Genomic DNA, 24,719 nt, shown 5'->3' on the forward strand with positions numbered 1-24,719 from the left:
CTATGATAATGCCCACACATTTTGTAATTGTACATACTTATTATATTATTGTCAATCTATATAACCAGTCTATCACTACTGAATACAGTAGAAAACCGCCCCCTATCCATCGGAGCGGTTTTCTGAGAAAGAAAGCTAGCTGGCTTATACAGCCACGACTAATTCCTCTTCCTGATTGTCGGCGAACTCATCCTCGCTTGGCTCGTCGGTTTCCATCTCTTCGACAGCGCCCGTTCCTACTGGGATCTTGCGGCCGATGATGACGTTTTCCTTGAGGCCATGCAAGTGGTCAGCGCGGCCAGATACGGCAGCGTTGATCAGCACGCGAGTGGTGTCCTGGAAGGACGCAGCAGATAGCCATGAGTCGCTCCAGATGGACACCTTGGTGATACCGAGCAGCAACTGAGTGTAGCTGATGAGGTTCTTGCCCTCAGCAGCTAGTTGCTTGTTGGTGTTCACCACCGCAGCCTTGGAGACGATGTCACCGGTCACGAAGTCGCTATCGCCCGCATCTTCGATTTGGACGCGACTGAACATCTGGCGAACGATGATCTCCAGGTGCTTGTCGGCCACGTCTTGACCCTGAGCGGCGTAAATACGCAACACTTCGTTGATGATGTAGCGCTGTGTGGCTTCGACTCCCTTGAGGCGCATCAAGTCGTGCAGGTTCAATGAACCAGCCGTCAAGCGGTCACCAGCCTCGACAACGTCATTAGCCTTAACGACCAGCTGCATGGTGCCTGGGATTTCGTAGCGAGCCGGTGCGCCAGCTTCAGCGGCGATCACCAAGGTGTCTTCCGCCGCTTCAACTACGCCGTCAAATGGTGCGACCAGCGGACGAGTGTCATCTTCGCCAGTTGCTAGCACGTCGCCGGCCTTGACGCTGGAACCGGATTTGACCATGATGGTTCGGCCGTCTAGCGGCAGACGCTCAACTTTACCAGATTCTGGCGTGACTTGGACGATGTATTTCTTGCCATCCTCCCAAACGTCAACTAACCCGGCAATTTCCGTAACAAACGCCTGACCCTTTGGTGTGCGCGCCTCGAACAATTCTTCGACACGCGGCAGACCCTGGGTGATGTCACCACCAGCCACACCGGAGTTGTGGAAGGTGCGCAAAGTCAGCTGAGTACCTGGCTCACCAACTGACTGAGCCGCGATAACACCGACTGGCTGATGCTTATCAACCAATTTACCAGTTGACATATCAACACCGTAGCTGCGCTGCGGGATGCCGTTGAGGTTGTTGGTCGACAAGACTGATTGAATCTTGACACTTTGGACGCTTTCATCGTCATCAATTGAGTCAGCGATTTCCCGAGTGATCAATTCGTCCTTGTTGACGTGACCTGGAATCGTCTCAGCGGCATACCGGCCAGCCAAGCGGTTCGAGAAGTCGATCATCGTTTCCTCGGTTTCTGAACGGTAGATTGCATAGCCCTCGTCGTCACCTTCAGCGTCCTCAACCGTAAAGACGTCCTGTGCCACATCAACCAACCGGCGTGTCAGGTAACCTGAGTCAGCGGTCTTCAGCGCGGTGTCGATCAGACCCTTACGCGCACCACGGGTCGCCACGAAGGCCTCCAGGCTGGATAGACCACCAGTGTACGAACTACGGATTGGCAGCTCGATCTCGCGGTTAGCAGCGTCGACCTGGATACCGATCATGGCGCTGGCGAGCTTGACGTTGGAGATATCACCACGAGCACCAGAATTGACCATCATCGAGATACTGGTGTCCATATGTGCCAGCTGATCCTGGAGGAAGGTCGTAATCTTATTGTCCACATTTCGCCAGGCATTGACCGTCAAGTTGTAGCGCTCATCCTCAGTGATCAAACCTTGGTCGAATTGCTCAGAAATCAAGGCCGCCTTGGCGTCGCCCTCAGCCACGAACTCAGCGATCTCATCAAAGTGCACATAGTCGGTCATACCGGTTGACACGGCCGCAGTTGTCGCGAAGCGGAAGGCCTGGCCCTTCATGCGGTCGGCGATCTTGGCAGTTTCCTCGGCGCCGTACTTGTTGAAGATCTGCGCCAATACTTTCTTCAACTGCTTCTTGGTCTGAACATTGTTGTCGTACGGGAAGTCCTCTGGCAAAATCTCGTTAAAGAAGACCCGGCCCAAGGTTGTCTGGCGCAGCTTGCCCTTAGCATAGATGCGAATTGGCGTTTGCAGCTGGATAGCACCCTTGTCGTACGCCAGTTCCGCCTCGTAGACCGAGCTAAATGCCTTGACATTATCAGTCTGCGCCTGCGGCTTGTCATACGTCAGGTAGTAATTACCGAGCACGATGTCCTGCGAGATGTGCAGCACCGGCGCACCGTCGGCAGGCTTCAATAGGTTGTTAGTAGCGCTCATCAGCTCGCGAGCTTCGGCCTGCGCTTCCTCGGAAAGTGGCAGGTGCACGGCCATCTGGTCACCATCAAAGTCGGCGTTAAAACCAGCACAGACCAGCGGATGGAGCTGAATCGCCTTACCCTCGACGAGAACTGGCTGGAAGGATTGAATTGACAAGCGGTGCAAGCTCGGTGCGCGGTTGAGCAGCACGTACTTGCCCTTGATCGCCTCGTCAAGTGCATCCCACACGACCGCTTCACCCGACTCGATCAAGCGAGTCGCCGAGCGGATGTTGTGGGCAAATTCGCCCTTGATCAGCCAGCTGATGACAAACGGCTTGAATAGCTCAAGCGCCATTTGTTTTGGCAGACCGCACTGATTGATCTTTAGCTTCGGGCCGACGACAATGACCGAGCGACCAGAGTAATCGACGCGTTTACCGAGCAGGTTCTGGCGGAAGCGGCCTTGCTTACCTTTGAGCATATCGCTGATTGACTTGAGGCGACGACGGCTGCCAGTCGAGCTGACTGCCCGACCACCGCGCGCTGCTGCGTTGTCGATCAAGGCGTCGACGGCTTCCTGCAACATGCGCTTTTCATTGCGCTGAATCACTTCTGGCGCATTGAGCTCGACCAGTTTTTTCAGGCGATTATTGCGGTTGATAATGCGGCGATACAGATCATTCAAATCAGACGTTGCAAACCGACCACCACTGAGGGCGACCATTGGACGGAGGTCCGGTGGGATGACTGGCAGTACCGTCAGGCAGAGGCTGGATGGCTTAATACCGGCAGCCTGCATGCTCTCGAGCATCTTCAGGCGCTTGAGCAGTTTCTTCTCGCGCTGACCCTTGGCGTGTTCGGCTTCCTCGCTCAGCTGGGCGATCAGTTCTGACAGATCAATTTCATCCAGCAGCGCCTTGAGCGCACTGGCACCCATGCCGACCTCGATCAGCTCATCGTACTCCTCTGGCAAGTTGCGGTAATCCGTCTCTGAGATCAGCGCACCCTTGGTGAGGCTCTCGAGCTGTGATTTCTTTGTGGTGTACTTGTCGTTAAGTTCCTCAACCTCGCGGCTTTGTTCCTTCGCTAGCTGCTTGATGTCAGCGCCGTCAGCTTCCGCGAGCTGCTCGTAGCGCATCTTGATCGCCATCCGACCAGCTTCAGTCTCGGCCTCCAGATCCGCCAGGTATTGGTCGCGGGTGATCTCATCAACCTTGAGAATGACATAGATCGCAAAGTAGGCGATCCGCTCCAAGCTACGAACCGTCATGCCGAGCAATTGACTCATGGCGCTCGGCGTGCCGCGCATAAACCAGATGTGCGCCACTGGCGCGGCCAGTTGAATGTGGCCCATGCGCTCGCGGCGAACGATCGATTTGGTGACGAGCTCGCCGTTTTTATCGACGGCGGCCTCGCGTGAACGCACGCCCTTGAGCTTGGAATCGTGTGGATTGATGTCCTTAACTGGACCGAAAATTCGCTCGCAGAACAAGCCGTCGCGCTCTGGCTTTTGGGTGCGATAATTGATCGTCTCTGGCTTGAGAACCTCGCCGTGACTCCACTTTAGGATGTCCTCGGCGCTGGCCACCGCTAGGCGCACCGCATCAAAATCGCTAATTCCGGTCGCGTTAAATGAATATTGCGCCATCTTACGCCTCCTCCTTTATTTCTTCTACTTCGTCAATATCTTGTACGCTCATGCCGGCCTCGATGTCGCCGATGTCGTCTGATTCGTCTAAGTAAACTTGGTCGTCGTCATCGTCGTCGCTTACGGCTTGTGGCACAGTCTTATCAGCTGGGCCGCTTGAAGCAATGACATGCTCAGCGTCAACCACGCCACCCTCATCAAGCAGGTCAACCCGAAGGCCCAAGCCCTGCAGTTCCTTGACGAGCACGTTGAAGGATTCTGGCAGTTTCGGCCCGACGATTGGTTCGTCCTTGATGATAGACTCGTAGGCCTTGGCACGGCCATAGACGTCGTCAGACTTGATGGTTAGCATTTCCTGCAAGGTTGCAGCGGCACCGTAGGCCTCCAATGCCCAGACCTCCATCTCGCCGAAGCGCTGACCACCGTTTTGCGCTTTACCACCGAGTGGCTGCTGGGTGACCATGGTGTACGGGCCAGTTGAACGAGCGTGAATCTTGTCAGACACCATGTGGTGCAATTTGATCATGTGCATGACACCAACTGTGGTACGTTCCTCGAACGCCTCACCGGTGCGACCATCAAAGAGTTGTGATTTACCATCGCGGGCAAATCCTGCTTTTTCTAATTCATCAGAAATCGTCGCTGACGGCACACCATCAAACGATGGGGTTGCCACGCGGTAGCCCAAGGCCTTTGCTGCCATACCGAGGTGCGTTTCAAACAGCTGACCGAGGTTCATGCGGCTCGGCACACCCAGCGGGTTTAAGATCACGTCAACTGGTGTACCATCCTCCATGAATGGCATATCCTCGACCGGCAGTACCCGTGCGACCACACCCTTGTTACCGAAGCGGCCGGCCATCTTGTCACCGACGCCAATTTTGCGCATCTGTGCCACAAAGATTTGGATTTGCATCAACACGCCGGCCTTGAGCTCGTGGCCATTCTCGCGGCTAAAGATCTTGACACCGACGACCTTGCCGCCACCAGCATTGTTCATGCGCTGCGAGGTATCGCGCACGTCCTTGGCTTTTTCACCAAAGATGGCGCGCAGCAGACGCTCCTCAGAGCTGAGTTCCTGCTCGCCCTTTGGTGTAATCTTACCGACCAGCACGTCACCGGCCTTGACCTCAGAACCGATTTGCACGATACCGTTTTCATCAAGGTGGCGCAGACTATCCTCCGACACATTCGGAATGTCGCGGGTGACGATCTCTGGGCCGAGCTTGGTCTCGCGAACCTCCACGTTATAATCCTTGATGTTAATACTGGTCAAGCGATCGTCCTCCACCAAGCGGCGGCTGAGGATAATCGCGTCCTCCATGTTGTAGCCGCCCCACGGCATAAAGGCCACCGTCAGGTTCCGTCCCAGCGCGATCTCGCCCTCGGCAATCGACGCACCCTCGACGAGGATGTCGCCTTGCTTGACCGTATCGCCACGGGCTACGCGAACCTTTTGGTTGTAGCAGCGATCGTCATTATTCTTGACAAAGTGCCGTAGCGTATAGACCTTGACGCCATCAGCGTACTTGACATGAATTTCGTCAGCGTCAGCCCGCACCACTTCGCCATCAGCCTCGGCCTGGATCAGGTGGCCACTATTCTCGGCCACCGCCTGCTCAATGCCAGTACCAACAACCGCTGGCTCTGGCGTGAGCAGCGGCACTGCTTGGCGCTGCATGTTCGAGCCGGTCAAGGCGCGGTCAACACGGGTTTTCTCAATAAATGGCACCAGCGCCGCCGTCGAGCCGAGGATCTGCTTGTGAGCAGCGTCCATAAAGGTAACTTCTTCGACGTCAACCTGACCTGGCTGGAGGAATTTGCGGGCGCTGACGCGGCTGTCGGTGAACGACTTGTCATCATTCAAGCGCGCCCCGGCATCAGCGATAACTTCGCTGGCTTCCTGAGCGGCATCCAGATAGACCACTTCGTCTGTCACCCGACCATCAGTGACGCGCAGGTACGGCGTCTCGATAAAGCCATACTCATTGACCCGCGCGTAGGTAGCCAAGTTCAGCACCAGACCAACGTTGGCACCCTCTGGCGTCTCCACCGAACAGATGCGGCCGTAGTGCGTTGGGTGAGCGTCGCGCACGTCAAATCCAGCGCGCTCACGACTCAGACCACCAGGGCCCATCGAGCTCAATCGGCGCTTGTGGCTGAGCTCGGACAGTGGATTAACCTCATCAAGGAGCTGACTCAGCTGCGAGCTGGTAAAGAACTCGCGCACTGCTGCTACCACTGGCCGCGCATTGATCAATTGGCTCGGCGTGACGTTCTCCATATCGGCCACGCTCATCCGGTCCATGGCGTTGCGCTGCATCCTGAGCATACCGACGCGGAACTGACGGGCAATCAGCTCGCCGACTAACTTGACGCGGCGATTACTCAGCGCATCGATGTCATCAGCTGGCTCCTGGGTGTTGTTGAGGCGAATAATCTCGCGGATGATGGCCACTAGGTCGCTCATCTGGAAGATACGATTCTCAGCGGTGTTAGCAACGTCGAGACCCAGGCGCTGGTTCATCTTGTACCGGCCAACTCGACTATAATCAAATCGCTTGAAATCAAAGAACATTCGCTCAATCATCTGGCGCGCATTATCAACTGTCGCCAAGTCGCCCGGCCGCAGGCGACGATAGACTTCGATCAGCGCTTCATTGGCGCCACGCGCAGTATCTTTCTCGAGCGTTTCCTGAATGTAGCTGGTCTCGCCCGTATCAATGTCGGCAAACAGTTCGCGAATTTCCGAAGTTTTTGGATGACCCAAAGCCCGCAGCAATGTCGTCACTGGCAATTTACGGCGGCGGTCAATCTTGACGTAAATCGTGCCATTAGTCGCCGTTTCAAACTCCAGCCAGGCACCACGACCTGGGATCATCTTGGCACCGTAATAGTTACGACCAGCCACGGTGTCAGCGGTAAAGAACACACCGGCCGAGCGGATCAACTGGCTAACCACCACGCGCTCCGTACCGTTGATGATAAAGGTGCCGCGCTCAGTCATCCATGGATAATCGCCGAGGTAGATTTCCTGCTCCTTGACTTCACCCGTGACTTTGTTAGTCAATTCAACGGTTGCGTGCAGTGGCGCTTCAAACGTCAAATTGTTTTCCTTGGCAAACTGATCGGTGGTCTTTGGCTCATCAAAATGATAACTGCCGAACCGCAGCGCCAACTTCTGACCAGTGTAGTCGTCAATTGGGTTAATTTCTGAAAAGATTTCGCTCAAACCATCCTCGACGAACCAGCGCCACGAGTCCTCTTGGTGAGCGATGAGATTTGGCATGGCGATCGCACTGTCTGTTCCAGTGAAAAAGACGCGCGCGCCACGAGTGGTCTGTTGAGCCACAGGCGTTACTCCTCGCATTGATTATAATTGGTGATCACGGCCGGAAGATCTCTTAGTCTCAGCACGAGCCCGAGGTTTGCCCGCCCATCAAGCTCGCCCCTCGCTAAAACTACACTACTTCACTGTGACACATTATGACGCATGGGGCGACGAATTGCAAGAGAAAATCAACGAATTATGCCGGTACCTGTGGCACGAATGCTATCAAGAATCCACTCGTGCACTTCCTTCGGCGTGCCGGTGGCTGACAATAGCGGGATATTTCGCTCGGCGGCGATGGCCTCATAGGCGTGGTTAACTCTGTCCTGAAACGACTGCTCACGCGACTCAAATGTATCAGGATGAGTGATGCGCCCGCGCTCCGCGATGCGCTGCTGGCGCTGGGTGTCGCTGAGCGTCAAGACCACCATCGCGTCCGGCTGCAGATATCGCACATCGGTAAATAACTTTGTCATCCGCATGATCTCCTCCGTATCCAGCCCATCGCCATAGCCCTGATAAGCCAGTGTCGAGATGTAATTACGCGCGCTGAGGACGATCTCGCCGCGCTGCAGAGCTGGCTGAATCTTTTCGCGCCACAACTCCCGCCGCGCCGCTGAGAACAACGCTAGGTTAATTTCACTGGAACGTACTAGGTCGCCATTCTTAACGATGCGCCTCAGTTCATTGGCTACCGGCGTCGACTTTTCTGGATCGTCGCTGCCTGGCTCTTCGACCACACACACGACGCGGCCGCGCGCCTGAAAATAATCCGCCAGCATGGCTACTTGGGTTGACTTGCCCGTGCCGTCGTTGCCTTCGATGACGATGTATCGACCGGGACGGTTCATTTGATACCCTCGCCTAGGCCATTAATAATCGCCGGAGCATGACGCCGATCCTTGAACGCCCGCGGCAGCATCGTTTCTGGCCGCCAACTATGGATAAGCTCAGCGAGGTCGTCGGTGTGCTGATACTTGCCGCTCATGCCGCCACGCCCGTCAGCATAGCCACCATCAACCGGCCCGGTATGGTGGAAAATTAATTGCCCGATGCGCTCGCCAACTGGCAGTACCACGCTTTCATGCTTGTTCAAATTGTAAATCTCGAGCGTAATCCGATTGATATAACCCGGGTCGATCCAACCCGCGTCAAAACACACCGCCACACCATTACGGCCCCACGAGCTGCGGCTCTTCACCTCAGCCGCGCCGCCATGCGCCCGAATGCCCACGAACTCATGGGTATGCGCCAAAATCCGCTCGCCAGGACGCAGTACAATGATCGGATGCTCATCCGGAATATTACGAAACCGCGTAAAGCCGTTATGTTCGCACCACTCGGCATGTGGTATCGCCATCAGCGGCCCCTTGAAATACCGCGCCACCTCCGCTTCGTCAAATGGATTATAAACGCTTGACTGATCATCAAATTCCTGCTTATAAAAATAATGCCCCAGCGTAAAATCCAGGCTGGCTTCGGACACATTGTCCGGAGTAAACGGCGTACAGACAATCGTCCCCTCCTCGATCGCCGCCAAAATTTCCCGGTTTGAATACACGCTCATGCCGCGCCTCCTCTTGTTTATCTTACCTCACTCCCCCGAGTGATTCTATTATGGCAATATTTGCCCGCTCGGGCAAGCTTTTCGTAAATTTTACATCATGCTAGACTGGGGTTATGGAGAAAGCCATCATCGTTGCCTATGATACCAACCGTGCTATCGGCCAAGGTGGTGATTTGCCGTGGGGGCGGAGCTTACTGGCGGATCTAGCGCAGTTCAAGCGGCTAACCAAAGGTAGCGACGTCATTATGGGCCGAAAAACCTTTGAGTCAATTGGCCGTCGTCCGCTGCCGGAGCGCGAAAACATCGTTATTTCCTCGCGGCCGACCGGCGTCAAGGACGTGCTGACCGCCATGAATCTGCCGAGCGCTCTGGCGCTGTCGCGCTACCCGGTATTTATCATTGGCGGCGCGCAGGTGTATGGCGATGCGCTGAACACACCAGAGATTGACACCATTTACGCCACCGAGGTTGACGCGTCATTCCCGGATGCCGACACCTTTTTCCCAGAGATTGACATGACCACCTGGCAAGAAGTGAACCGCGTCCATCATCCCGCGGACACCGAGAATAAGTATGACTTTGATTTTGTGATGTATCGTCGGATAATTTAGCTGGGATCAACTCCAAACACCTTTGGATAATTTAGTACGCCAACAAATTGTCCGAACACGCTACACCGCAATCGGCGCCTTGATCGGTGGGTGATGCTCGTAATTATCCAGGCGAATATCATCAATGGTGAAATCGTCGATATTCTTAATATCTGGATTCAGCCACAGTTTTGGCAGCGGTAGCGGACGGCGCGATAACTGCTCATCAACCTGCGTGCGGTGATTGGTATAAATATGCGCACTATTTAGGGTATGGACGAATTCACCCGGCTGTTTATCTGTCACCTGAGCGATCATCGACAGCAGCAGGGAGTAGCTGGCGATATTAAACGGCACGCCCAGGAACATGTCCGCCGAACGCTGGGTCAGCGCCAAATCCAGCTTATCTTTCTCGCCATTTTCACCCGGCCGCACATTGAACTGGAACATAGTATGGCATGGCGGCAATCCACCGGCTCGGGCGATGTCGTCAATTTCCGCCACGTTCCAGGCACTGACGATGTTGCGCCGCGACGTCGGATTATGTTTTATCATGTCGATGGCGTTTTGGATTTGGTCAATCGTCCCGCCCTTGCCGTCTGGCCATTTCCGCCACTGCACGCCGTACACCGGGCCCAAGTTACCCCACTTCTCAGCGAACGCGTGGTCGGTCGCAATTTTTTTAATAAACGCTTTCATGCCAGCGCGCCACTCGTTGCCGTTGATCTCTGGAATATCCTGACTGGTTTTTTCCAAATAATTCTTATACGGCCACTCGTCCCAAATGTGTACGCCGTTTTGCGCCAGATATTCAATGTTACCCGTGCCTTTGAGAAACCATAACAGTTCATGTGCCACGCTGTTGAAATATAATTTCTTGGTGGTCATGGCTGGAAAGCCGTCCACCAAATCATACCGCGTTTGCACGCCAAACACTTCCGTCGTGCCCGTGCCAGTGCGGTCGCCTTTTTTCACGCCGCTGTCACGAACCTGCCGCAGTGTATTCAGATATTGTCTCATAGCCCCTCCTCGTCTTTTCTTAATTATGACAATATCCCAGCATAACCACAAGCGAAAATGGCGGTAGTTTTAACAACGGTTCATAACGCTAATGACCAGTTCTTATGCTTTGATTTACATCACAGGAGTTATATACTAAACAGTATGCGTCAGCGAACTGCCATAAGGGAGTATATTTTGCCAGAAGACCCAGAAGGACAACATAATTTTGTCATGGGTGCACTGCAATTGCCGGTGTATGAGCTTGATGGCGATAGTATGCAGATCCATGATGTTGTCTGGGGGGACTGCGAGATTGGCAATAGACAGCCGTATGATTCGCTACTGATGGAGTTAGCTCGCTCACCGCTGTTCCGCCGGCTTCAGGCGGTCGAGCAGTTAACATTGCCGCCGCACTTTGCAACTTTACCGAATACGACGTATTTTTCCCGGTGGCAGCATATCTGGGGGAGTTTGGCATTTGTTCGCAAGATGACAGAGGGTGATGATCGATTCGATGACCGACAAAGAACTGTTCTAGAGCTGAGGACATTATTTTCTGATGTCGGATAGACCGCTTTTTCACATCTGGGTGACTGGGTGTTTCAAGGTATTCAAGGCGGAGAGGACCTGCATGATCAGGATTTGCAGGAGTTACTGGAAACATTTGGCATTGATACTCTACTGGAAGAATATGGATTAACACTTGAAGAGACGGTATTCCCAGAGATCAGCGACTGGGTAGAGTGCCCATCACCTGATTTATGTGTTGACCGAGTTGATTACGGTTTACGTGAAATTTTACGCTGGTCCGGCAAGGCTGTTAATATCTATTTACATGAATATAGCTTGCAAGATCCCCAGTCACTTTTTAGGATTAATGATCAGCATATGCTCGAGGTGACGAATGAAGATTTTGCGCGGCGATTTGCAGCTGGGTATAGTATTTTACCAACCGAAAACTGGGGCCAACCTGTTCATCGTCTCCAGCTAGAATTGCTACAAACAGCGGTAAAGCGAGCTTTATTGGGGAGCTACTTTAGCGATGGTGTTAACCTAAGATATCCAGTGCATCCACGCGATCGGATATATGGTATTGATTCAGATTTCCGGTTTGCTTTGTCTATGGTTGGCGACGGTGGGGCATTGTCTCGGACGATGCAGACTATCGCCTCTGATCAGCGCCAAACATACATTGCAGCCAGACAGCTTGATTTAAGCTGTTTACTGTCCAATGTTAGTTCATCGTTCCCTGACTTCCCCGATCCTCTGCGATCATATTGCCACCCCTCAGAAGAGTTTGGCCTCGTTTCACCACACGTGGAAGTTACCAGGGACGATAAAGCGAGACAAGAAGTCTCTCGGGAAATGGGCCGTATTTCACTCGGGCTACCGCCGCTAAAGCCGCGGTCAATTGATCCTGCTATTTCAATAGACGGACAGGCTATGCGGCTAAGTGAGATTGATCCAAGCTTTAAGGACTACCTGACAGGACAAACTGAAATCATGCGACGCGGTTATCAAGCAGAACTACTAGTCAATAAAAAATTTGGTGGAAAGCTACTTGAGTTATATCAGCGCGTTAACGACGAATGGCCAGATGCCGTCCAGCAGCCTCGTAATCCAGATAACTTGCGAGAAATCGTGAGACAGGCCGGACTATATAGTGCTGGTAACTGTTTTGATGGTATTTATGAAATATAGATCTGAAGTCACCATAAAAGCTGTCAAATCCTACGCTAGCTTACTCAATACCTTATCCACCAACCCGTACTGCACAGCCTCATCTGGGCTCATCCAGTAATCACGCTCCATGTCAGCCTTGACTTTAGAGAGTTTCTGGCCGGTGTTTTTGGCCATAATTTTGGCCAGCATCTCCTTCACCTCTAGCGTTTCCTTCAGGTCAATTTCCATGTCGGTCACCTTGCCGCGCGTGCCGCTTGACGGCTGATGGATCATCACCTTGGCGTGCGGCAAGCAAAACCGCTTGCCTTTGGCGCCTGAACTGAGCAGAAATGCACCCATGCTGGCCTGTAAACCAATGCCATAGGTCGCCACGTCCGGTTTGATAAAATTCATGGTGTCATATATCGCCATACCATCATAGACGCTGCCGCCTGGACTGTTGATATAAAGCGAGATGTCCGCCCCTGGATCAACGTACGCCAGGTGCAGTAGCTGCGCCACCACGCTGTTAGCAGTATGCTCGTTAACCTCCTCGCCGAGGAAAATAATCCGCTCATTGAGCAGCCGCGAATAGATATCAAACGCCCGCTCGCCGTCGGCTGACTTTTCGATGACGGTGGGGATGAGATACGATGTTGTTTTCTGCATACACAATATTATATAAGCCGAGCCTGCTACTGTAAAGGATAGCCCATCAACCTATACATTGAGGCTTTTTATCAACCGCTCTTGCCCCGCACGTATTAACTCCTGCGCCTCCTCAGTATGGAGCGGCACTAAGCGGACGTAGACCTGGCCCGATTGCTGTCCAGCGGCGACCAATATACCGAGCTGTTCATCAATATACGCAACATGTTCAAAGCTATTCTCGCCATATTTAATACTCTCATCCCATATACTTGGATTTAATATGGCGCTATCACGCCCTCCTGACCATGTCGCAAAGACACCCATCCGGTCAATAGGGTTACTCCACTGCTTTGAGCGGACTATTGGGCCAATGAAAAGTGTATCTGCATTCGGAGCTATTTGGCGTAGTATATGATCCTCTGGGATGTCTATAGTAATACCGGCTCGGTCAGGCCCGCCGTAGCTAATGGGTATCTGGCCTGTGCCCATTGACGGCATTGTGATATGGCGAATTGACAGCGTTGGATCGAGAAAGGCAAGCTCAGGGGAAGAGAACATTGGTATCGTTGGATCTACCATGGAATCAAATAATGCACTATTTCCCATGACGCTATATCGTGAAGCATAGGGATTTGGTTTTCCACTGTCATCCTTCTCCAGACCATACCCCGCGGCGATAATGTCCTGAATAGGAGCAACATGGGGACTATGGCGCCAATCTTTTACCTCCTTATCACCATCTTGTCTTACCCACGACTGCAGGGCCCAGGCATGACCAAGACCGCGCTTGACACCCTCTGGAGCAAGCATATGTCCTAATTCGTGTGCAATCGTACCAATGGACACGCCACCCACGTCGCGCACAAATGCAACTGGAGGATATTTATCGTCGTACACGGTTAGACCAGCGTAGTAGTCCTTTTCTGTATCAGCAGAATCGACGATAACCAGTGCCATATCACTTTCCGTTTTACGAGCATGGGCCTGACCAATCGCTTGAAGCAGACGCTGACCATAGGCAGGTTGTTTACCGTCCTCAGTTATTCGTGTTGTATCAGGCGAGTGACCATCCCGCGTGAACCGCACATTAAGGTATAGATGGCTAGTCGTTAGCGCGATACGCCCAAGAGCATCTCGTACCCCAGAACTAATTTTTTCAATGCCTTGATGAGGCTCGGCGTTTTCTGGCAATAATTGCACGACGACAACACTTAGCGAGCCCGGCGGCGGAGCTTTTCGCTCGTTATTGCGCTGTATCGGTATATTTTGACCTTGTTCTGATCCTAGATTTTTTATAGCCTCACCGATAAGAGTTCCAGCGCCCAAGCATCCAGCACCAAGCGCCATACCTCCCAAAAAACTGCGACGGCTAACCTTCTTGTCGCTCCCGTCTGTCTCTTGGAGATGCCCAGACTCCAACTCTGGACGCTCAGACTTTGAGGATTCACACATATTTTGCCATTATACCAGCTAATTGTAGGTTTGTCAATAAAACAGGGACGACCCTTTTGCCATCCCCTGCTTCAGATTATTTTATTGCTATGTCGTCGCTATTTACTATTCAGCTCAACCAGCTTGTCGATCGTCTTGTCGGTGATCATCCGATTGGCGATGTCACGGTGGACGTTTGGATCATCGAACCGGGCGGCCAGCTTGGCATCCTTGCCGTATTGCTGCTTGAAGGTGGAAATTTGCCTATCAAGCTCCTCGCGGCTAACCTCTACACCCAGCTCCTTTGATAGCTCAGCCAAGACCAGGCCAGCCTTGACCCGCTTTTCGGCCGCCGGGCGAGCCTCTTTTTTCTGCCAATCGGCTTTATCTTTGAAACCTTGCGCCTTTAGGTACGAGTCCATTGTCAGACCGCGATATGACAAATTCTGCATCAGATCTTGTTCAATTGACCGCATTTGATCGTCGATCAATAGCTCTGGTAGTGCCACCTTGGAGCTATCCGCTAGTTCCGCCACTAGCTCGTCCTTGAGCTTTTCCTTGGCCTCGCGCTCTTTTTGCGCGGTAATCTCGCGCTTGATGTCGGCCTTGAGCTCTTTGACATCGGTGAACGGGCCACACTTGGCGGCAAATTCATCATTGAGTTCTGGTAGCTTCAGCTCATTTACTTTATGGAGCGTTACGCTAAACACCACCTTGGCACCGGCCAGATTTTCAGCGTGGTAATCCTTTGGAAATTCGAGGTCAAGATCAAATGTCTCGCCGGCCTTGTGGCCAACCACACCCTCTTCAAAGCCAGGGATGAACTGACCGCCACCCAACTTCAGGGCAAAATCCTTGGCCGAACCGCCGTCAAACGCCACGCCATCTTTCTTGCCAACAAAGTCAATGATCACCTCATCACCTTCTCGAGCCGCACGTTTGACCTCGGTCTTATCGACAAAATTCTGTTGCATCCGCTCGATGATTTCATCGACGTCCTTGGTCTCAACCTTGACGGCCTGAGGCTTAGCCTTGAGCTTTTTGTAATCGCCTAACTTGACCGGCGGCACAACGGTCGCCTCGGCAGTGAACTCGACCTCTTGATTGGGGACAAATTTCTTGACCTCAACGCTCGGCCGCTCCAGCGCCTGCAGCTTCTCGTTCATAAAGGCCTCAGCCACCGCCTTGGACAGGGCGTTGTCGAGTACCTGCTCCTGGAGCGCCATTGGATTGACGTGCTTAGCAGCCACGCTGACCGGCACTTTACCCTTACGAAATCCCGGCACCTTGAGGTCGCGCGCCATCTTGGTCAGCGCCACCTGCTCGGCCGTATTCAGCTCGTCTGCCCCCAGCGTAATTGTCAAACAAACGTTAGTATCTGATAGTTTCTTTACGGTAGTCTTCATAACTACCTATTATAACAGGGGTGACGCTAAATCTCAAACGCCGCGTCGTCATCACCGTCATAGCGCCGATCTTTGACCACGCTGATCATTCGCTCGAGACTAACTTTTTGTTCGGTTGACTCGATGAGGTTTTTGATCGTGTAGACACCCGAAGCGACCTCTTCTTCGCCGACAAACGCTACGAATGGGATGTTCTTTTTGAGTGCGGTTTTCAGCTGCTTGTCTAGTTTACGCCCGCTGAAATCTAACTCGGCCCGCACTCCCTCGCTGCGCAGCGACCGCGCTAGAGCATCGGCCCCCTCCAGTAGCGCCGGATCCACCGCGATGATATACACGTCAGTATGCGTCGTTAGTTTTGGTAGTAACTCGTGCACCTCGAGGAACTGTTGCATGGTCGTCGCACCGAGCCCCACGCCGACTGTGGCGACCGGCTCGACACCAAATAGCCCGACCAGCCCATCATAGCGCCCGCCGCCGAATAACGCTCGATTATTCTCCGGCGAATTGTCGAAAAACTCAAACACCGTACCGGTATAATAATCCAGCCCGCGCATCAGCGTCACGTCAAACATCGCATTGCCGATGCCTTTCTGGCGCAGCAGGGTCATCACCTGGCGAAGCTGCTGGACACTCGGGCTATCCGCCAACTCCTCCGGCAGATCATCGACACTGCGCATGCTAATTAGCTGCGCCAACTTTGGCAGGCCCGCCTTAGCCTCTTCTGAACCGAAAATCTCGATGGCTTGCTCGCGGAAAGCTTCTGGCGAAATCTTATTCTTTCGATCAAGTAGCCGCGTCATCATCTGGGCGCCGATCACATCAAGGCCGAGAAACCCGCTCATCAACTGATTGATCAACTGGCGATTATTCACCCGCACCGTAAACATGTCTTCGCGCGCACCAAAGTTCATGATGCTATGGTAGCCAAACTCGATAATCTCCGCGTCCGCCCACGGCCCCTCCGCACCAAACAGGTCGGCGTTCAATTGCCAAAACTCGCGCTCCCGACCACGCTGCGGCCGCTCATAGCGCATAAAATTAGCGATAGAATAGAGCCGAGCTGGCATGGGTAATTCCTGACGCCGACCGGCCACCATGCGGGAAATCGACGGCGTCATCTCTGGGCGAATCGCCACCTGGCGACCACCGCGATCGGTGAATAGATACGTCTGCTCGCCCGCTAACTCCTGCCCTGACTTGGCGGTGTAAATATCCAGCGGCTCAAGCAAGGGTGCGCCATATTCCTCGTACCCAAAACTCTGCGCCGTGGCGTGCCACACCTTGAAGATATAGTTTTGCAGGCGCTTATCCTCCGGGAAATAATCGCGCGCGCCCTTATAACTCTGAGTTGATAAATTGCTCATGGTTGCTTTTATTGTGGCACAATGGGGCGAATTTTTCAATGATAAAGACGAATGAGAGCTTGAAGTGTATCAACCGAGCACATGCTGCTGCAGCCAGCAATACATAGCCACAGTCGCTGCCGCGCCGACGTTGATGGAACGCGTCGAGCCGAATTGTTCAATAGCCACTATCTTGTCTGCCGCCTGCACCATCTCCTCGGAGATTCCCGGACCCTCTTGGCCAAACACCAGCACCGCGCGCTTTGGCAAAGCCGTCTCTGACATATTGACGCTGCCCGGGATATTGTCAATCGCGATAATTTCTCTCCCTTCAGCCTTCATCAACTCGACAAACTCCGCCGTCGAACCGACATACTGTACGTGCAAATATTTATCCGTCATCATGGCACCGCGCTTGTTCCATTGCCGCCTGCCGATGACGTAAATCTGCCGTACGCCAAACGCATTAGCACTCCTGACAATCGTCCCCATGTTAAAATCCCGCTCGGTGTTCTCCAAAGTAATCACCAAGCCGTGATCCTTGACATCCAGCTCTTTCATGATTTCTGCCTCGCTCTGACCCTTGAATTTGTCAATCACATTTCGCGTATCTTGCATCTCTGTTATTGTAGCAAATGGGGATGAAAAAACAGAAAAACTTGACAAAAATCATTGACATTTTTTCATATAAGTGATATATATATCAGCTTTTGTTGACATAAATTTGACTTATTGTCCAAAGGCGTTCATTGACAAGCAGACGACACAAGGTGAGATTTTGCTTCTTTTATGGCAAGAGGCGCGAAACCTCATCTTGTGTGTTATAGGATTGCACACGTCCAGTTATTGGATGGCATGTCGCCAAAGATGTGGAGAAAGAGATGCCATGACTCACATGGTTAACATCGAAGGTATTTCACCGGCAGAAGTTCTCGCGAGGCTTTTTAACAATTCCAGGCCCGTTGGGATGGGTATCCTCGCGGCCATTCATGGCCCCCAGGAGCTGAGCGTCGAAATGGCGCAGGAGCTTCTCGACGAAGAAAAGAGGAGGGGTGGGAACATCTCCTTCGATTACCTCTTCGGGAGACCGTTGAAGGTATTTTTCTCAAACGACCGAGAGCTGGACCCCAGACTCTACGACCGGGATAACGGAGGCCCGGGGACGGCAGCGCAGCTCATTAATGAGCTGCGCAAGGCCAAAGGCCTGACTTAGTACCAGGCCAAGCATGACAAGTGAGCGGCGGAACACACGTTGTCTCACCTAAGGCAACCCTATCCCGTCTGCTTGTCATGCTTACCATATATCTGCATAATACCCCGAGGAGACATCCTCGGTTTTTATAGTCAAACAATATAAAACGATGAGCGCTGACTCATCGTATGATTTCTGGTGCGGATGAAAGGACTTGAACCTTCACGTACTTGCGTACACTAGCACCTGAAGCTAGCGCGTCTACCAATTCCGCCACATCCGCGTGACTACCGAGTATTATACACGACCGGCCGCTCCTCCGCAAGGAGTTTGCCCAGCCGTTTCAGCCCGCCAGCCGGCACCAAGCATTTAATTCTTCTGCCAGTTGTTTCATCGGCACAGCAGTCTTGATACCCGGCGCGAGGATGCCTTTTGGATCAAAGATGTGCTTGATTTTTGCATACAGGTCACGTTCCTCCGGTGTGAGCGTTGGCTGGACAAACGCCGCCTTGAGCCGACCCTCGCCGCCAAAGCCTGCGAACGACCCTTCGTGGCTAGTCACGATTCGCACCATGTCCGAGCAGAGTTTGAGGATACGCTGGCGGTCACTGACCTTTTTGCTCGAGAATACCGGATAGCTATTGATCATACCAGTCGTCGCGTCGATAAATAGCGGCATGGCCACGCCATATTCTTTCTCGAGTGCGCGCATCGACTTGATAAAGCCGTCCAGCTGCACGCCCGGCAGCCACATCCCCGAGAATACCTGCGGCATGACACCGTGCTCATCCGTTGGATGCTCCGCCAAGGTCAGCACTGAATGCAGCGTAAACGCCTCTTTCATTTCCATGTCGCGTAGCTCAACCTGCACGGCTGTACCACCACGAAGCGCGCGCAGTAACTTCTTGGCGGCCTTGCTACGCGCTCGGTCTGAAAATGCGTGAAAGAGCGCCACTACCACGCCACCGCGATAGCATTCTTTTGGCGCCCACGCTAGTTTTTTACCCTGCGCCGCCGCCCGCGAGAAAAGCCGCCCGTCGATCAGCTCGACCGTCGAGGCACCCGCTTGGAGCGCTGTGTCAACCGCCGCCTGCGCTGCATTCATTGAACTATACGCCGCGCTCACCACGGTCAGTTCTGGGTGGATGAAGTCAGCTTTCATGATTAGCTCGCCGATGATACCGAGGCTGCCTTGAGCGCCGACAAACAGCGGCGTGAGGTCAAACGAGCCGTCGCGCTGCCGCACCTGAGCGATACTCGAAAAGCCGGCCATCTCTGGCGCGCTAGCATCAATCCGAGCGATCAGCGCTTCATTATCGGTTATCAAATTATCCAGCTGACGGTATAATTCGCCCTCAAATGTTGCCAGGCCCTTTTTCTTGCTCAGCTCGCGCTTTGACAGCCGGCCGGTCTGCACGATATCGCCACTTGACAAGACAACTTCCATCTGGTGAATCGACTGGCTCAATAGACCATACGCCGAGGACAGCATGCCAGCCGCTTCAGTACTAATCGCACCACCAATCGTGCCGTCCTCGCCCGTCAATGAAATTTCCGGCAGGCCCAAACCCTTATGCGTTGACAGCACCGCTTGCGCCGCTCTGTGAGAAATACCCGACTGGAGGTGGACCAGCTGCTGCTTGGCATCAATCCCGACAACGTTATGCATATGTGCCGACATGTCGATGGCAATGCCACGCCCAATCGCCGCGCCCGTACCGTCCGTGCCGTGTCCGCGCGCATACACCGGCAAGACGTGGCCCTTCTCCGCCAGCTGCGAACAAAACCGCAAAATCTTGCGCACATCACTCGTATCTGCTACTCGTGCGATCAGCTCCGGCCGGCGCGCAAGCACGCTCCCGTCCCGCTGCGCATCCGCCAAAGCACCGTCATGCGTCACCACTTCACCCGTCAGATGTTCATTCAAATACGTCGCAACCTTATTCATAGTCCCCCTTTTTCTGTTAATTTCATGATAGCACGGTCGAGGTGGAGCGTAAAGTGTATTGCCTGGGCGCGGCGGGTCATGTATAATTGAGGGGTAGATGCGCCTGAACGTACGGTTGCGCGTCTTTAACGAATAACCATGCGGATGTGGTGGAATTGGTAGACACGCATGCCTTAGGAGCATGTGCCTCACGGCGTGAAGGTTCAAGTCCTTTCATCCGCACCAAGGTTTTATTTTATGGGAGATTAGCTCAGTTGGCTAGAGCGCACGATTCACATTCGTGAGGTCACAGGTTCGAGCCCTGTATTTCCCACCATCTGGTATTATGCAAAAATTCAACAGTTTAGATGGCCGCCTCAACGAGATAACCAAGCGTCTTGATAGCATAGACCGACGGCTCGGCAGTCTCGAGAAAAGTCAGGCTGAGTCTAAGTCAGCAACACGACACACCGTTCACCGCCTCAACCGCCACCCAGCGCCATGGACATTCGGTCAGCATCCAGACGACTACAAGGGCCCGGTTTGGATTCGAATTACTCCTGCTACTGGCAACGCCAACAAACCGCACACTATTCGCATCCTCTGGGGCCAGTACTTATTTGAGCGAGAGCTATATATTCCTGACGGGCCGCTCAGCCTGACTCATCACAAAACTAATCTCGGCTCAATCCCACTGCAAATCAACGTCGAGCCAGCAGCTACCGTCACTGTCGGACAAGGCCCACCGCCTGATGAAGAATGGATAAACATCGATGAAGGCTGGACACGGCTGGCTGGGGCGCCAATTTGGGCGTGAGTGTTCTTTCACGTATTGAGGTCTATTAACTACACCCTTGATCAGCCTAGTGCGAGCTTTGCCATAAACACCCGAGTCCGTTCAGCACGTGTGCTCTCCGTGGGTCGGCTTATCTGATAGAGTAGTTCGCCCTTCGGATTTCTGTCTACTTCGACAAACCCTAATTGTCTCAAGACACTGAGGTCACGTCGAATCTCGGGGATATCCCCTCTTGCCAATGAGGCAATCTCAAGAAGAGTCATCGGTATGCCATGAACAAGCACCCCCAGTACGGTCTGCTTTGCGCTGATGGATCCCGGGGAGTATACCAAATCTTGAACCTGACGCCTTAGCAGATCCAAGAGATGCCGTTCCTCTACTTCTATTGAAGATGGATCCGAATCAAGCACATTGCCTTCATCCATAGATCGTGATCGATCTGACCTCTGAAGAACCACAAGCTCTTCGTAGGGCTTATTTGGTTGAGGGTTAAGACATGCCGCCGCATGATCTTTTTCTATTTGTGATATTTTCATACGACCTCCTTACAATATAACCGTTTTATCAATCAGGGTCTTCGAAATTACACACTCCCAGAGAGTATCCCCCGCATAGTCATATGATACCATCTCTGTGGAGTGGGTCAAATCCAGCCCATCCTACTAATTTTTGAATACCTGTGCTATATTAAAAAGCAGTATGAAGGAACAATGGCATTCATCACCAGAGCAAGAATGGCTGGAAGATCAGCAGTCGCAGAGTAAGGCGGGTACGGATGGAGCTCCAAGGAAGTGGCGTGAAGTGGTAGTGCAGGATTTAGAAACGGCAAAGCATGGCTCACCTGGTCGAAAGCCCCCTGTTAAGGCGGTATATTCAAAGGGCGACATGAAAGTAACAGTCTTTGGTACAACGCCAGATCGCGACGTCTACATGAGAATTTCCTGCAGAGGAGTAGCCAGAAACATCAGGCTTCAACGATCAGACCCAGAGGGTGCTTTGCTAGCTCGGTTTGGTCCAGAGCTTGGCGCAGACATGATTCGCGTTATTCAACGTCGACCTGGGGTGAATCGACGTAAGGTGAGTCGTAAGTTTTTTGAAGCCATCAGGATCGACCCGCCAGAAACTGAGTGATCGAGCAGACCCTAGTAGTTGATTAATAGGAGTTACTTAAGAGGTTACTACCATTTGAGTATACCTGTCTGTCACACAGTAACAGTCCTAGAGACTCCTCCATCTCCACCACAAACGTAATCCAGTGTTATACTATCACCATGAACACCAACACCGAATACGACCCACTTCCACCCGGCCTCTTTGTCTGGATGGATTTGGAGTATACGACGACCGATGTTGATACGGCGCGGATACTTGAAGTCGCGGCGATTATCACCGACCGCCAATTGAAGCAAATTGGCGAACCGTTTTCTTTAGCCTGCAAGCCTAATGGCTTCTCTGAACATTTTATGCCCGAATCGGTTGTCGATATGCACACGCGAAATGGTCTACTGGACGATATTTCCGCGTCAAAATACAACGAGTCCGCACTCGAAAAGCAAGCACTCAATTGGCTACAGCAAACCGCGAATAATGCTGTTTTGATTCACTGCGGCTATTATCTGCAATGTGATCGCGAGATCCTCGCAAGGCGCATGCCCGCGCTGTATGAGCGTCTGGGATTCCGACAACTTGACGTGCGTTGCCTCGAGGAAATGGCCGATGCTTGGACGAGCCGGGGCCGATATCGACGAACCGACCACCACAATCATCGTGCGCTCGGCGATGTGAGGGAGGCAATCCTGCTAGCTGGGAAGTACAAAGAGCGGTTTATGCCGCGAGAAATGTCACACGATGCTTAGATAAAAGATAGGTATGACCACTGATAATTCAGCTAGCCAACCTTCCCATCCTCGCCCATCTGTGCTACAATTAATCACCAAAGGAAGGTCTGCCGTTAATCCCAGACCATATTTTTATGAAGGACGCTAGCAAGATTCGAAATATTGCCATTATTGCCCACGTCGATCACGGCAAGACGACCATGGTTGATGGGCTGCTCAAACAGTCGCGCACATTCCGCGACAACCAGGCCGAGATGAGCCAAGAACTGATCATGGATTCGGGTGATCAGGAGCACGAACGCGGTATCACCATCACTGCCAAACAGACATCGATTTTTTACGGTGATTATAAGATCAACATCATCGACACGCCGGGGCACGCCGATTTTTCGGGCGAGGTCGAGCGAACGCTGCAGATGGCGGACGGCGTGCTGCTGATCGTTGATGCACAGGAAGGGCCGATGCCGCAGACGAAGTTTGTGCTGAGTAAGGCGCTGGAACTGGGCTTGAAGCCGGTGGTGGTGATTAATAAAATTGATAAGCCAGCCAGGCGGATTGCTGAAGTTGAAGACGAGCTGAGCGATCTGTTTTTGGAGCTAGCGACTGATGATAGTCAGCTGCAATATCCGATTTATTATGCTATCGGGCGCGACGGCAAGGCCTGGCGGGAGATTCCTGCCGACCCGAGTGAAGACGCCGATCTCACACCGATTTTTGAGGCGATTATCAATGACATCCCGGCACCAAGCGTCACGGCTGACGGCGGGTTTCAGATGCTGGTGACCAGTTTGCAGTACGATACCTTCCAGGGTAAATATGCCATTGGGCGGATCGCTCGCGGGTCGGTCAAGCGCGGTCTGGCGGTTAGTTTGATGAAGCACGGCGAGGTGTCGGGCTCAGCGCGAATCGAGAAAGTTTTTGGCTACCGCGGACTAAACCGCGAAGAGCTTGACGAGGCGTTTGCTGGCGACATTGTAGCGCTGGTTGGCATCAGTGAAGCGCACATTGGCGATACCGTTGCCGACAAAGAACAACCCGAAGCCTTGCCAGCGATTGCCATCGAAGCGCCGACGCTGAGCATGTACCTCGGCCCGAATACCAGCCCGATGAAAGGACGCGAGGGCGAGTTTACCACCTCGCGGCAAATCGGCGACCGATTGCGGCGAGAACTGGAGACCAACGTGGCGCTACGCGTCGAAGAAAACGGCATCGGCTTTACGGTGTCTGGCCGCGGCGAGCTGCACCTGAGCGTTCTGATCGAGACCATGCGGCGCGAAGGCTTTGAGTTTGAAGTTGGCCGCCCGCAAGTCGTCACCATCACCGAGGACGGCGTCGAAAAAGAGCCAATTGAAGAACTGCAAATCGAGATTAGCAGCGAATTCATCGGCGCAATCAGCCAAGAGTTGGGTGCGCGCCACGCTGAAATGAAATCGCAAGAAACCACCGCTAGCGGTGCTACCCGCATGACCTATGTACTGCCGACCAGGGCTTTGATCGGCCTACGCAACGTACTCTTGACCGCCACCAAAGGCACGGTGATCATGAATTCCCTGCCGTGCGGCTATCAACCGCTGGGCGGCAAATTGCCAAAGACCCGCGGCGGCGTACTCATCGCCTTTGAAGCTGGCACCACCACGCCATATGCGCTGCAAGCGGCCGAGGCGCGCGGCGAACTCTTGGTCGGACCTGGCACGGAAGTGTACGCTGGGATGATCGTCGGTATTTACAACCGCCAAGAAGACATTGAAATCAACGTCTGTAAAGCTAAGCACCTGACCAACATGCGTTCCAAATCGTCCGATGGCACAGTGCAATTGACGCCATTTACGCAGTTTAGTCTGGAGCAATGCATCGACTTCATCGAGGATGACGAGCTATTGGAAGTTACGCCAAAATCCTTGCGCCTGCGTAAACGCTACCTTGACGCCAATGAGCGAAAGCGTGCCGCCAAACGGTAGACCCCACCCCGACAAACTCCCGATTGACAAAA

The 24,719-nt window shown here is 53.1% G+C and carries 20 protein-coding genes and 3 tRNA genes; 10 read left to right on the forward strand and 13 right to left on the reverse strand.

Annotation, left to right across the window (positions count from 1 at the left end; all coding sequences use genetic code 11):
- Positions 1–144 precede the first annotated feature (144 nt).
- The 4 genes from rpoC to dcd form a co-directional block, all read right to left on the reverse strand.
- Positions 145–3,993 (reverse strand): DNA-directed RNA polymerase subunit beta', encoded by a 3,849-nt coding sequence (rpoC, locus tag FBF29_02450; protein QJU07553.1) that lies wholly within the window; start codon positions 3,991–3,993, stop codon positions 145–147.
- Between the two features lies 1 nt (position 3,994).
- Positions 3,995–7,363 (reverse strand): DNA-directed RNA polymerase subunit beta, encoded by a 3,369-nt coding sequence (locus tag FBF29_02455; protein ID QJU07554.1) that lies wholly within the window; start codon positions 7,361–7,363, stop codon positions 3,995–3,997.
- A gap of 149 nt (positions 7,364–7,512) precedes the next feature.
- Positions 7,513–8,175, reverse strand: a complete 663-nt coding sequence (tmk, locus tag FBF29_02460; protein ID QJU07555.1) for a dTMP kinase — start codon at positions 8,173–8,175, stop codon at positions 7,513–7,515.
- Positions 8,172–8,891 (reverse strand): dCTP deaminase, encoded by a 720-nt coding sequence (gene dcd, locus FBF29_02465; protein ID QJU07556.1) that lies wholly within the window; start codon positions 8,889–8,891, stop codon positions 8,172–8,174. The genes tmk and dcd overlap by 4 nt, the downstream gene beginning before the upstream one ends.
- Positions 8,892–9,004: 113 nt before the next feature.
- Here dcd and FBF29_02470 point away from each other — a divergent pair, with 113 nt between their 5' ends.
- On the forward strand, positions 9,005–9,502 hold the full coding sequence (locus tag FBF29_02470; protein ID QJU07557.1) for a dihydrofolate reductase: 498 nt from the start codon (positions 9,005–9,007) through the stop codon (positions 9,500–9,502).
- Between the two features lie 60 nt (positions 9,503–9,562).
- Here FBF29_02470 and FBF29_02475 read toward each other — a convergent pair whose 3' ends face one another.
- On the reverse strand, positions 9,563–10,501 hold the full coding sequence (locus FBF29_02475; GenBank protein QJU07558.1) for a thymidylate synthase: 939 nt from the start codon (positions 10,499–10,501) through the stop codon (positions 9,563–9,565).
- Between the two features lie 144 nt (positions 10,502–10,645).
- Here FBF29_02475 and FBF29_02480 point away from each other — a divergent pair, with 144 nt between their 5' ends.
- Entirely contained in the window at positions 10,646–11,053 is a 408-nt protein-coding gene (locus tag FBF29_02480; GenBank protein QJU07559.1) for a hypothetical protein, read from the forward strand.
- Between the two features lie 27 nt (positions 11,054–11,080).
- Complete coding sequence (locus FBF29_02485) at positions 11,081–12,184, forward strand: hypothetical protein (protein QJU07560.1); 1,104 nt, start codon at positions 11,081–11,083, stop codon at positions 12,182–12,184.
- A 30-nt stretch (positions 12,185–12,214) separates the two neighbouring features.
- On the opposite strand, the gene FBF29_02490 is transcribed toward FBF29_02485, so the two are convergent.
- The 5 genes from FBF29_02490 to FBF29_02510 all read right to left on the reverse strand — a co-directional run bounded on the left by FBF29_02490 (position 12,215) and on the right by FBF29_02510 (position 17,594).
- Positions 12,215–12,814, reverse strand: coding sequence for an ATP-dependent Clp protease proteolytic subunit (locus FBF29_02490; protein ID QJU07561.1), 600 nt, complete (start codon positions 12,812–12,814; stop codon positions 12,215–12,217).
- 51 nt (positions 12,815–12,865) lie between these two features.
- Positions 12,866–14,248, reverse strand: a complete 1,383-nt coding sequence (locus FBF29_02495) for a twin-arginine translocation signal domain-containing protein (protein ID QJU07562.1) — start codon at positions 14,246–14,248, stop codon at positions 12,866–12,868.
- Positions 14,249–14,346: 98 nt separating this feature from the next.
- Positions 14,347–15,633, reverse strand: a complete 1,287-nt coding sequence (gene tig / locus FBF29_02500) for a trigger factor (protein QJU07563.1) — start codon at positions 15,631–15,633, stop codon at positions 14,347–14,349.
- Between the two features lie 26 nt (positions 15,634–15,659).
- Entirely contained in the window at positions 15,660–16,997 is a 1,338-nt protein-coding gene (locus FBF29_02505) for a histidine--tRNA ligase (GenBank protein QJU07564.1), read from the reverse strand.
- Positions 16,998–17,066: 69 nt separating this feature from the next.
- Positions 17,067–17,594, reverse strand: a complete 528-nt coding sequence (locus FBF29_02510) for an RNA methyltransferase (protein QJU07565.1) — start codon at positions 17,592–17,594, stop codon at positions 17,067–17,069.
- Positions 17,595–17,871: 277 nt separating this feature from the next.
- Between FBF29_02510 and FBF29_02515 the strand changes: the two genes are divergently transcribed.
- Positions 17,872–18,189 carry a hypothetical protein gene (locus FBF29_02515; GenBank protein ID QJU07566.1) on the forward strand — a complete coding sequence of 106 codons (318 nt, stop codon included), beginning with the start codon at positions 17,872–17,874 and terminating at the stop codon, positions 18,187–18,189.
- A gap of 175 nt (positions 18,190–18,364) precedes the next feature.
- Here FBF29_02515 and FBF29_02520 read toward each other — a convergent pair.
- Together FBF29_02520 and FBF29_02525 are read right to left on the reverse strand one after the other, a co-directional pair.
- Positions 18,365–18,451 (reverse strand) — tRNA-Leu (locus tag FBF29_02520).
- Between the two features lie 60 nt (positions 18,452–18,511).
- Positions 18,512–19,660 (reverse strand): hypothetical protein, encoded by a 1,149-nt coding sequence (locus FBF29_02525; protein ID QJU07956.1) that lies wholly within the window; start codon positions 19,658–19,660, stop codon positions 18,512–18,514.
- A gap of 596 nt (positions 19,661–20,256) precedes the next feature.
- On the opposite strand from FBF29_02525, the gene FBF29_02530 reads away from it, so the two are divergent.
- From FBF29_02530 to FBF29_02540, 3 genes are all read left to right on the forward strand, one after another.
- Positions 20,257–20,341 (forward strand) — tRNA-Leu (locus FBF29_02530).
- Positions 20,342–20,355: 14 nt separating this feature from the next.
- Positions 20,356–20,432: transfer RNA gene (locus FBF29_02535), tRNA-Val, on the forward strand.
- A gap of 9 nt (positions 20,433–20,441) precedes the next feature.
- The gene (locus tag FBF29_02540; GenBank protein QJU07567.1) at positions 20,442–20,912 is read left to right on the forward strand and encodes a hypothetical protein; all 471 of its coding nucleotides are present in this window, start codon (positions 20,442–20,444) and stop codon (positions 20,910–20,912) included.
- A 41-nt stretch (positions 20,913–20,953) separates the two neighbouring features.
- Here FBF29_02540 and FBF29_02545 read toward each other — a convergent pair whose 3' ends face one another.
- Entirely contained in the window at positions 20,954–21,427 is a 474-nt protein-coding gene (locus FBF29_02545) for a hypothetical protein (GenBank protein ID QJU07568.1), read from the reverse strand.
- Between the two features lie 163 nt (positions 21,428–21,590).
- Between FBF29_02545 and FBF29_02550 the strand changes: the two genes are divergently transcribed.
- From FBF29_02550 to typA, 3 genes are all read left to right on the forward strand, one after another.
- Entirely contained in the window at positions 21,591–22,022 is a 432-nt protein-coding gene (locus FBF29_02550; protein ID QJU07569.1) for a hypothetical protein, read from the forward strand.
- Between the two features lie 140 nt (positions 22,023–22,162).
- On the forward strand, positions 22,163–22,747 hold the full coding sequence (locus tag FBF29_02555) for an oligoribonuclease (GenBank protein ID QJU07570.1): 585 nt from the start codon (positions 22,163–22,165) through the stop codon (positions 22,745–22,747).
- Positions 22,748–22,863: 116 nt separating this feature from the next.
- Positions 22,864–24,687 (forward strand): translational GTPase TypA, encoded by a 1,824-nt coding sequence (gene typA / locus FBF29_02560; protein QJU07571.1) that lies wholly within the window; start codon positions 22,864–22,866, stop codon positions 24,685–24,687.
- Positions 24,688–24,719 lie beyond the last annotated feature (32 nt).

This window comes from Candidatus Saccharibacteria bacterium oral taxon 488 (assembly GCA_013099015.1).
Taxonomy (GTDB): Bacteria; Patescibacteriota; Saccharimonadia; order Saccharimonadales; family Saccharimonadaceae; genus Nanosynbacter.

Excerpts from the sequence above, each read along its gene's own strand:
- FBF29_02555 (QJU07570.1), top strand. The coding sequence starts at position 22,163 with ATGAACACCAACACCGAATACGACCCACTTCCACCCGGCCTCTTTGTC.
- typA (QJU07571.1), top strand. The coding sequence starts at position 22,864 with ATGAAGGACGCTAGCAAGATTCGAAATATTGCCATTATTGCCCACGTC.
- rpoC (QJU07553.1), bottom strand. The coding sequence starts at position 3,993 with ATGGCGCAATATTCATTTAACGCGACCGGAATTAGCGATTTTGATGCG.
- tig (QJU07563.1), bottom strand. The coding sequence starts at position 15,633 with ATGAAGACTACCGTAAAGAAACTATCAGATACTAACGTTTGTTTGACA.
- FBF29_02470 (QJU07557.1), top strand. The coding sequence starts at position 9,005 with ATGGAGAAAGCCATCATCGTTGCCTATGATACCAACCGTGCTATCGGC.
- FBF29_02540 (QJU07567.1), top strand. The coding sequence starts at position 20,442 with ATGCAAAAATTCAACAGTTTAGATGGCCGCCTCAACGAGATAACCAAG.
- FBF29_02495 (QJU07562.1), bottom strand. The coding sequence starts at position 14,248 with ATGTGTGAATCCTCAAAGTCTGAGCGTCCAGAGTTGGAGTCTGGGCAT.
- FBF29_02545 (QJU07568.1), bottom strand. The coding sequence starts at position 21,427 with ATGAAAATATCACAAATAGAAAAAGATCATGCGGCGGCATGTCTTAAC.
- tmk (QJU07555.1), bottom strand. The coding sequence starts at position 8,175 with ATGAACCGTCCCGGTCGATACATCGTCATCGAAGGCAACGACGGCACG.
- FBF29_02550 (QJU07569.1), top strand. The coding sequence starts at position 21,591 with ATGAAGGAACAATGGCATTCATCACCAGAGCAAGAATGGCTGGAAGAT.
- FBF29_02525 (QJU07956.1), bottom strand. The coding sequence starts at position 19,660 with ATGCTGTCCTCGGCGTATGGTCTATTGAGCCAGTCGATTCACCAGATG.
- FBF29_02480 (QJU07559.1), top strand. The coding sequence starts at position 10,646 with ATGCGTCAGCGAACTGCCATAAGGGAGTATATTTTGCCAGAAGACCCA.
- FBF29_02490 (QJU07561.1), bottom strand. The coding sequence starts at position 12,814 with ATGCAGAAAACAACATCGTATCTCATCCCCACCGTCATCGAAAAGTCA.
- FBF29_02475 (QJU07558.1), bottom strand. The coding sequence starts at position 10,501 with ATGAGACAATATCTGAATACACTGCGGCAGGTTCGTGACAGCGGCGTG.
- FBF29_02510 (QJU07565.1), bottom strand. The coding sequence starts at position 17,594 with ATGCAAGATACGCGAAATGTGATTGACAAATTCAAGGGTCAGAGCGAG.
- FBF29_02515 (QJU07566.1), top strand. The coding sequence starts at position 17,872 with ATGGTTAACATCGAAGGTATTTCACCGGCAGAAGTTCTCGCGAGGCTT.
- FBF29_02455 (QJU07554.1), bottom strand. The coding sequence starts at position 7,363 with ATGCGAGGAGTAACGCCTGTGGCTCAACAGACCACTCGTGGCGCGCGC.
- dcd (QJU07556.1), bottom strand. The coding sequence starts at position 8,891 with ATGAGCGTGTATTCAAACCGGGAAATTTTGGCGGCGATCGAGGAGGGG.
- FBF29_02505 (QJU07564.1), bottom strand. The coding sequence starts at position 16,997 with ATGAGCAATTTATCAACTCAGAGTTATAAGGGCGCGCGCGATTATTTC.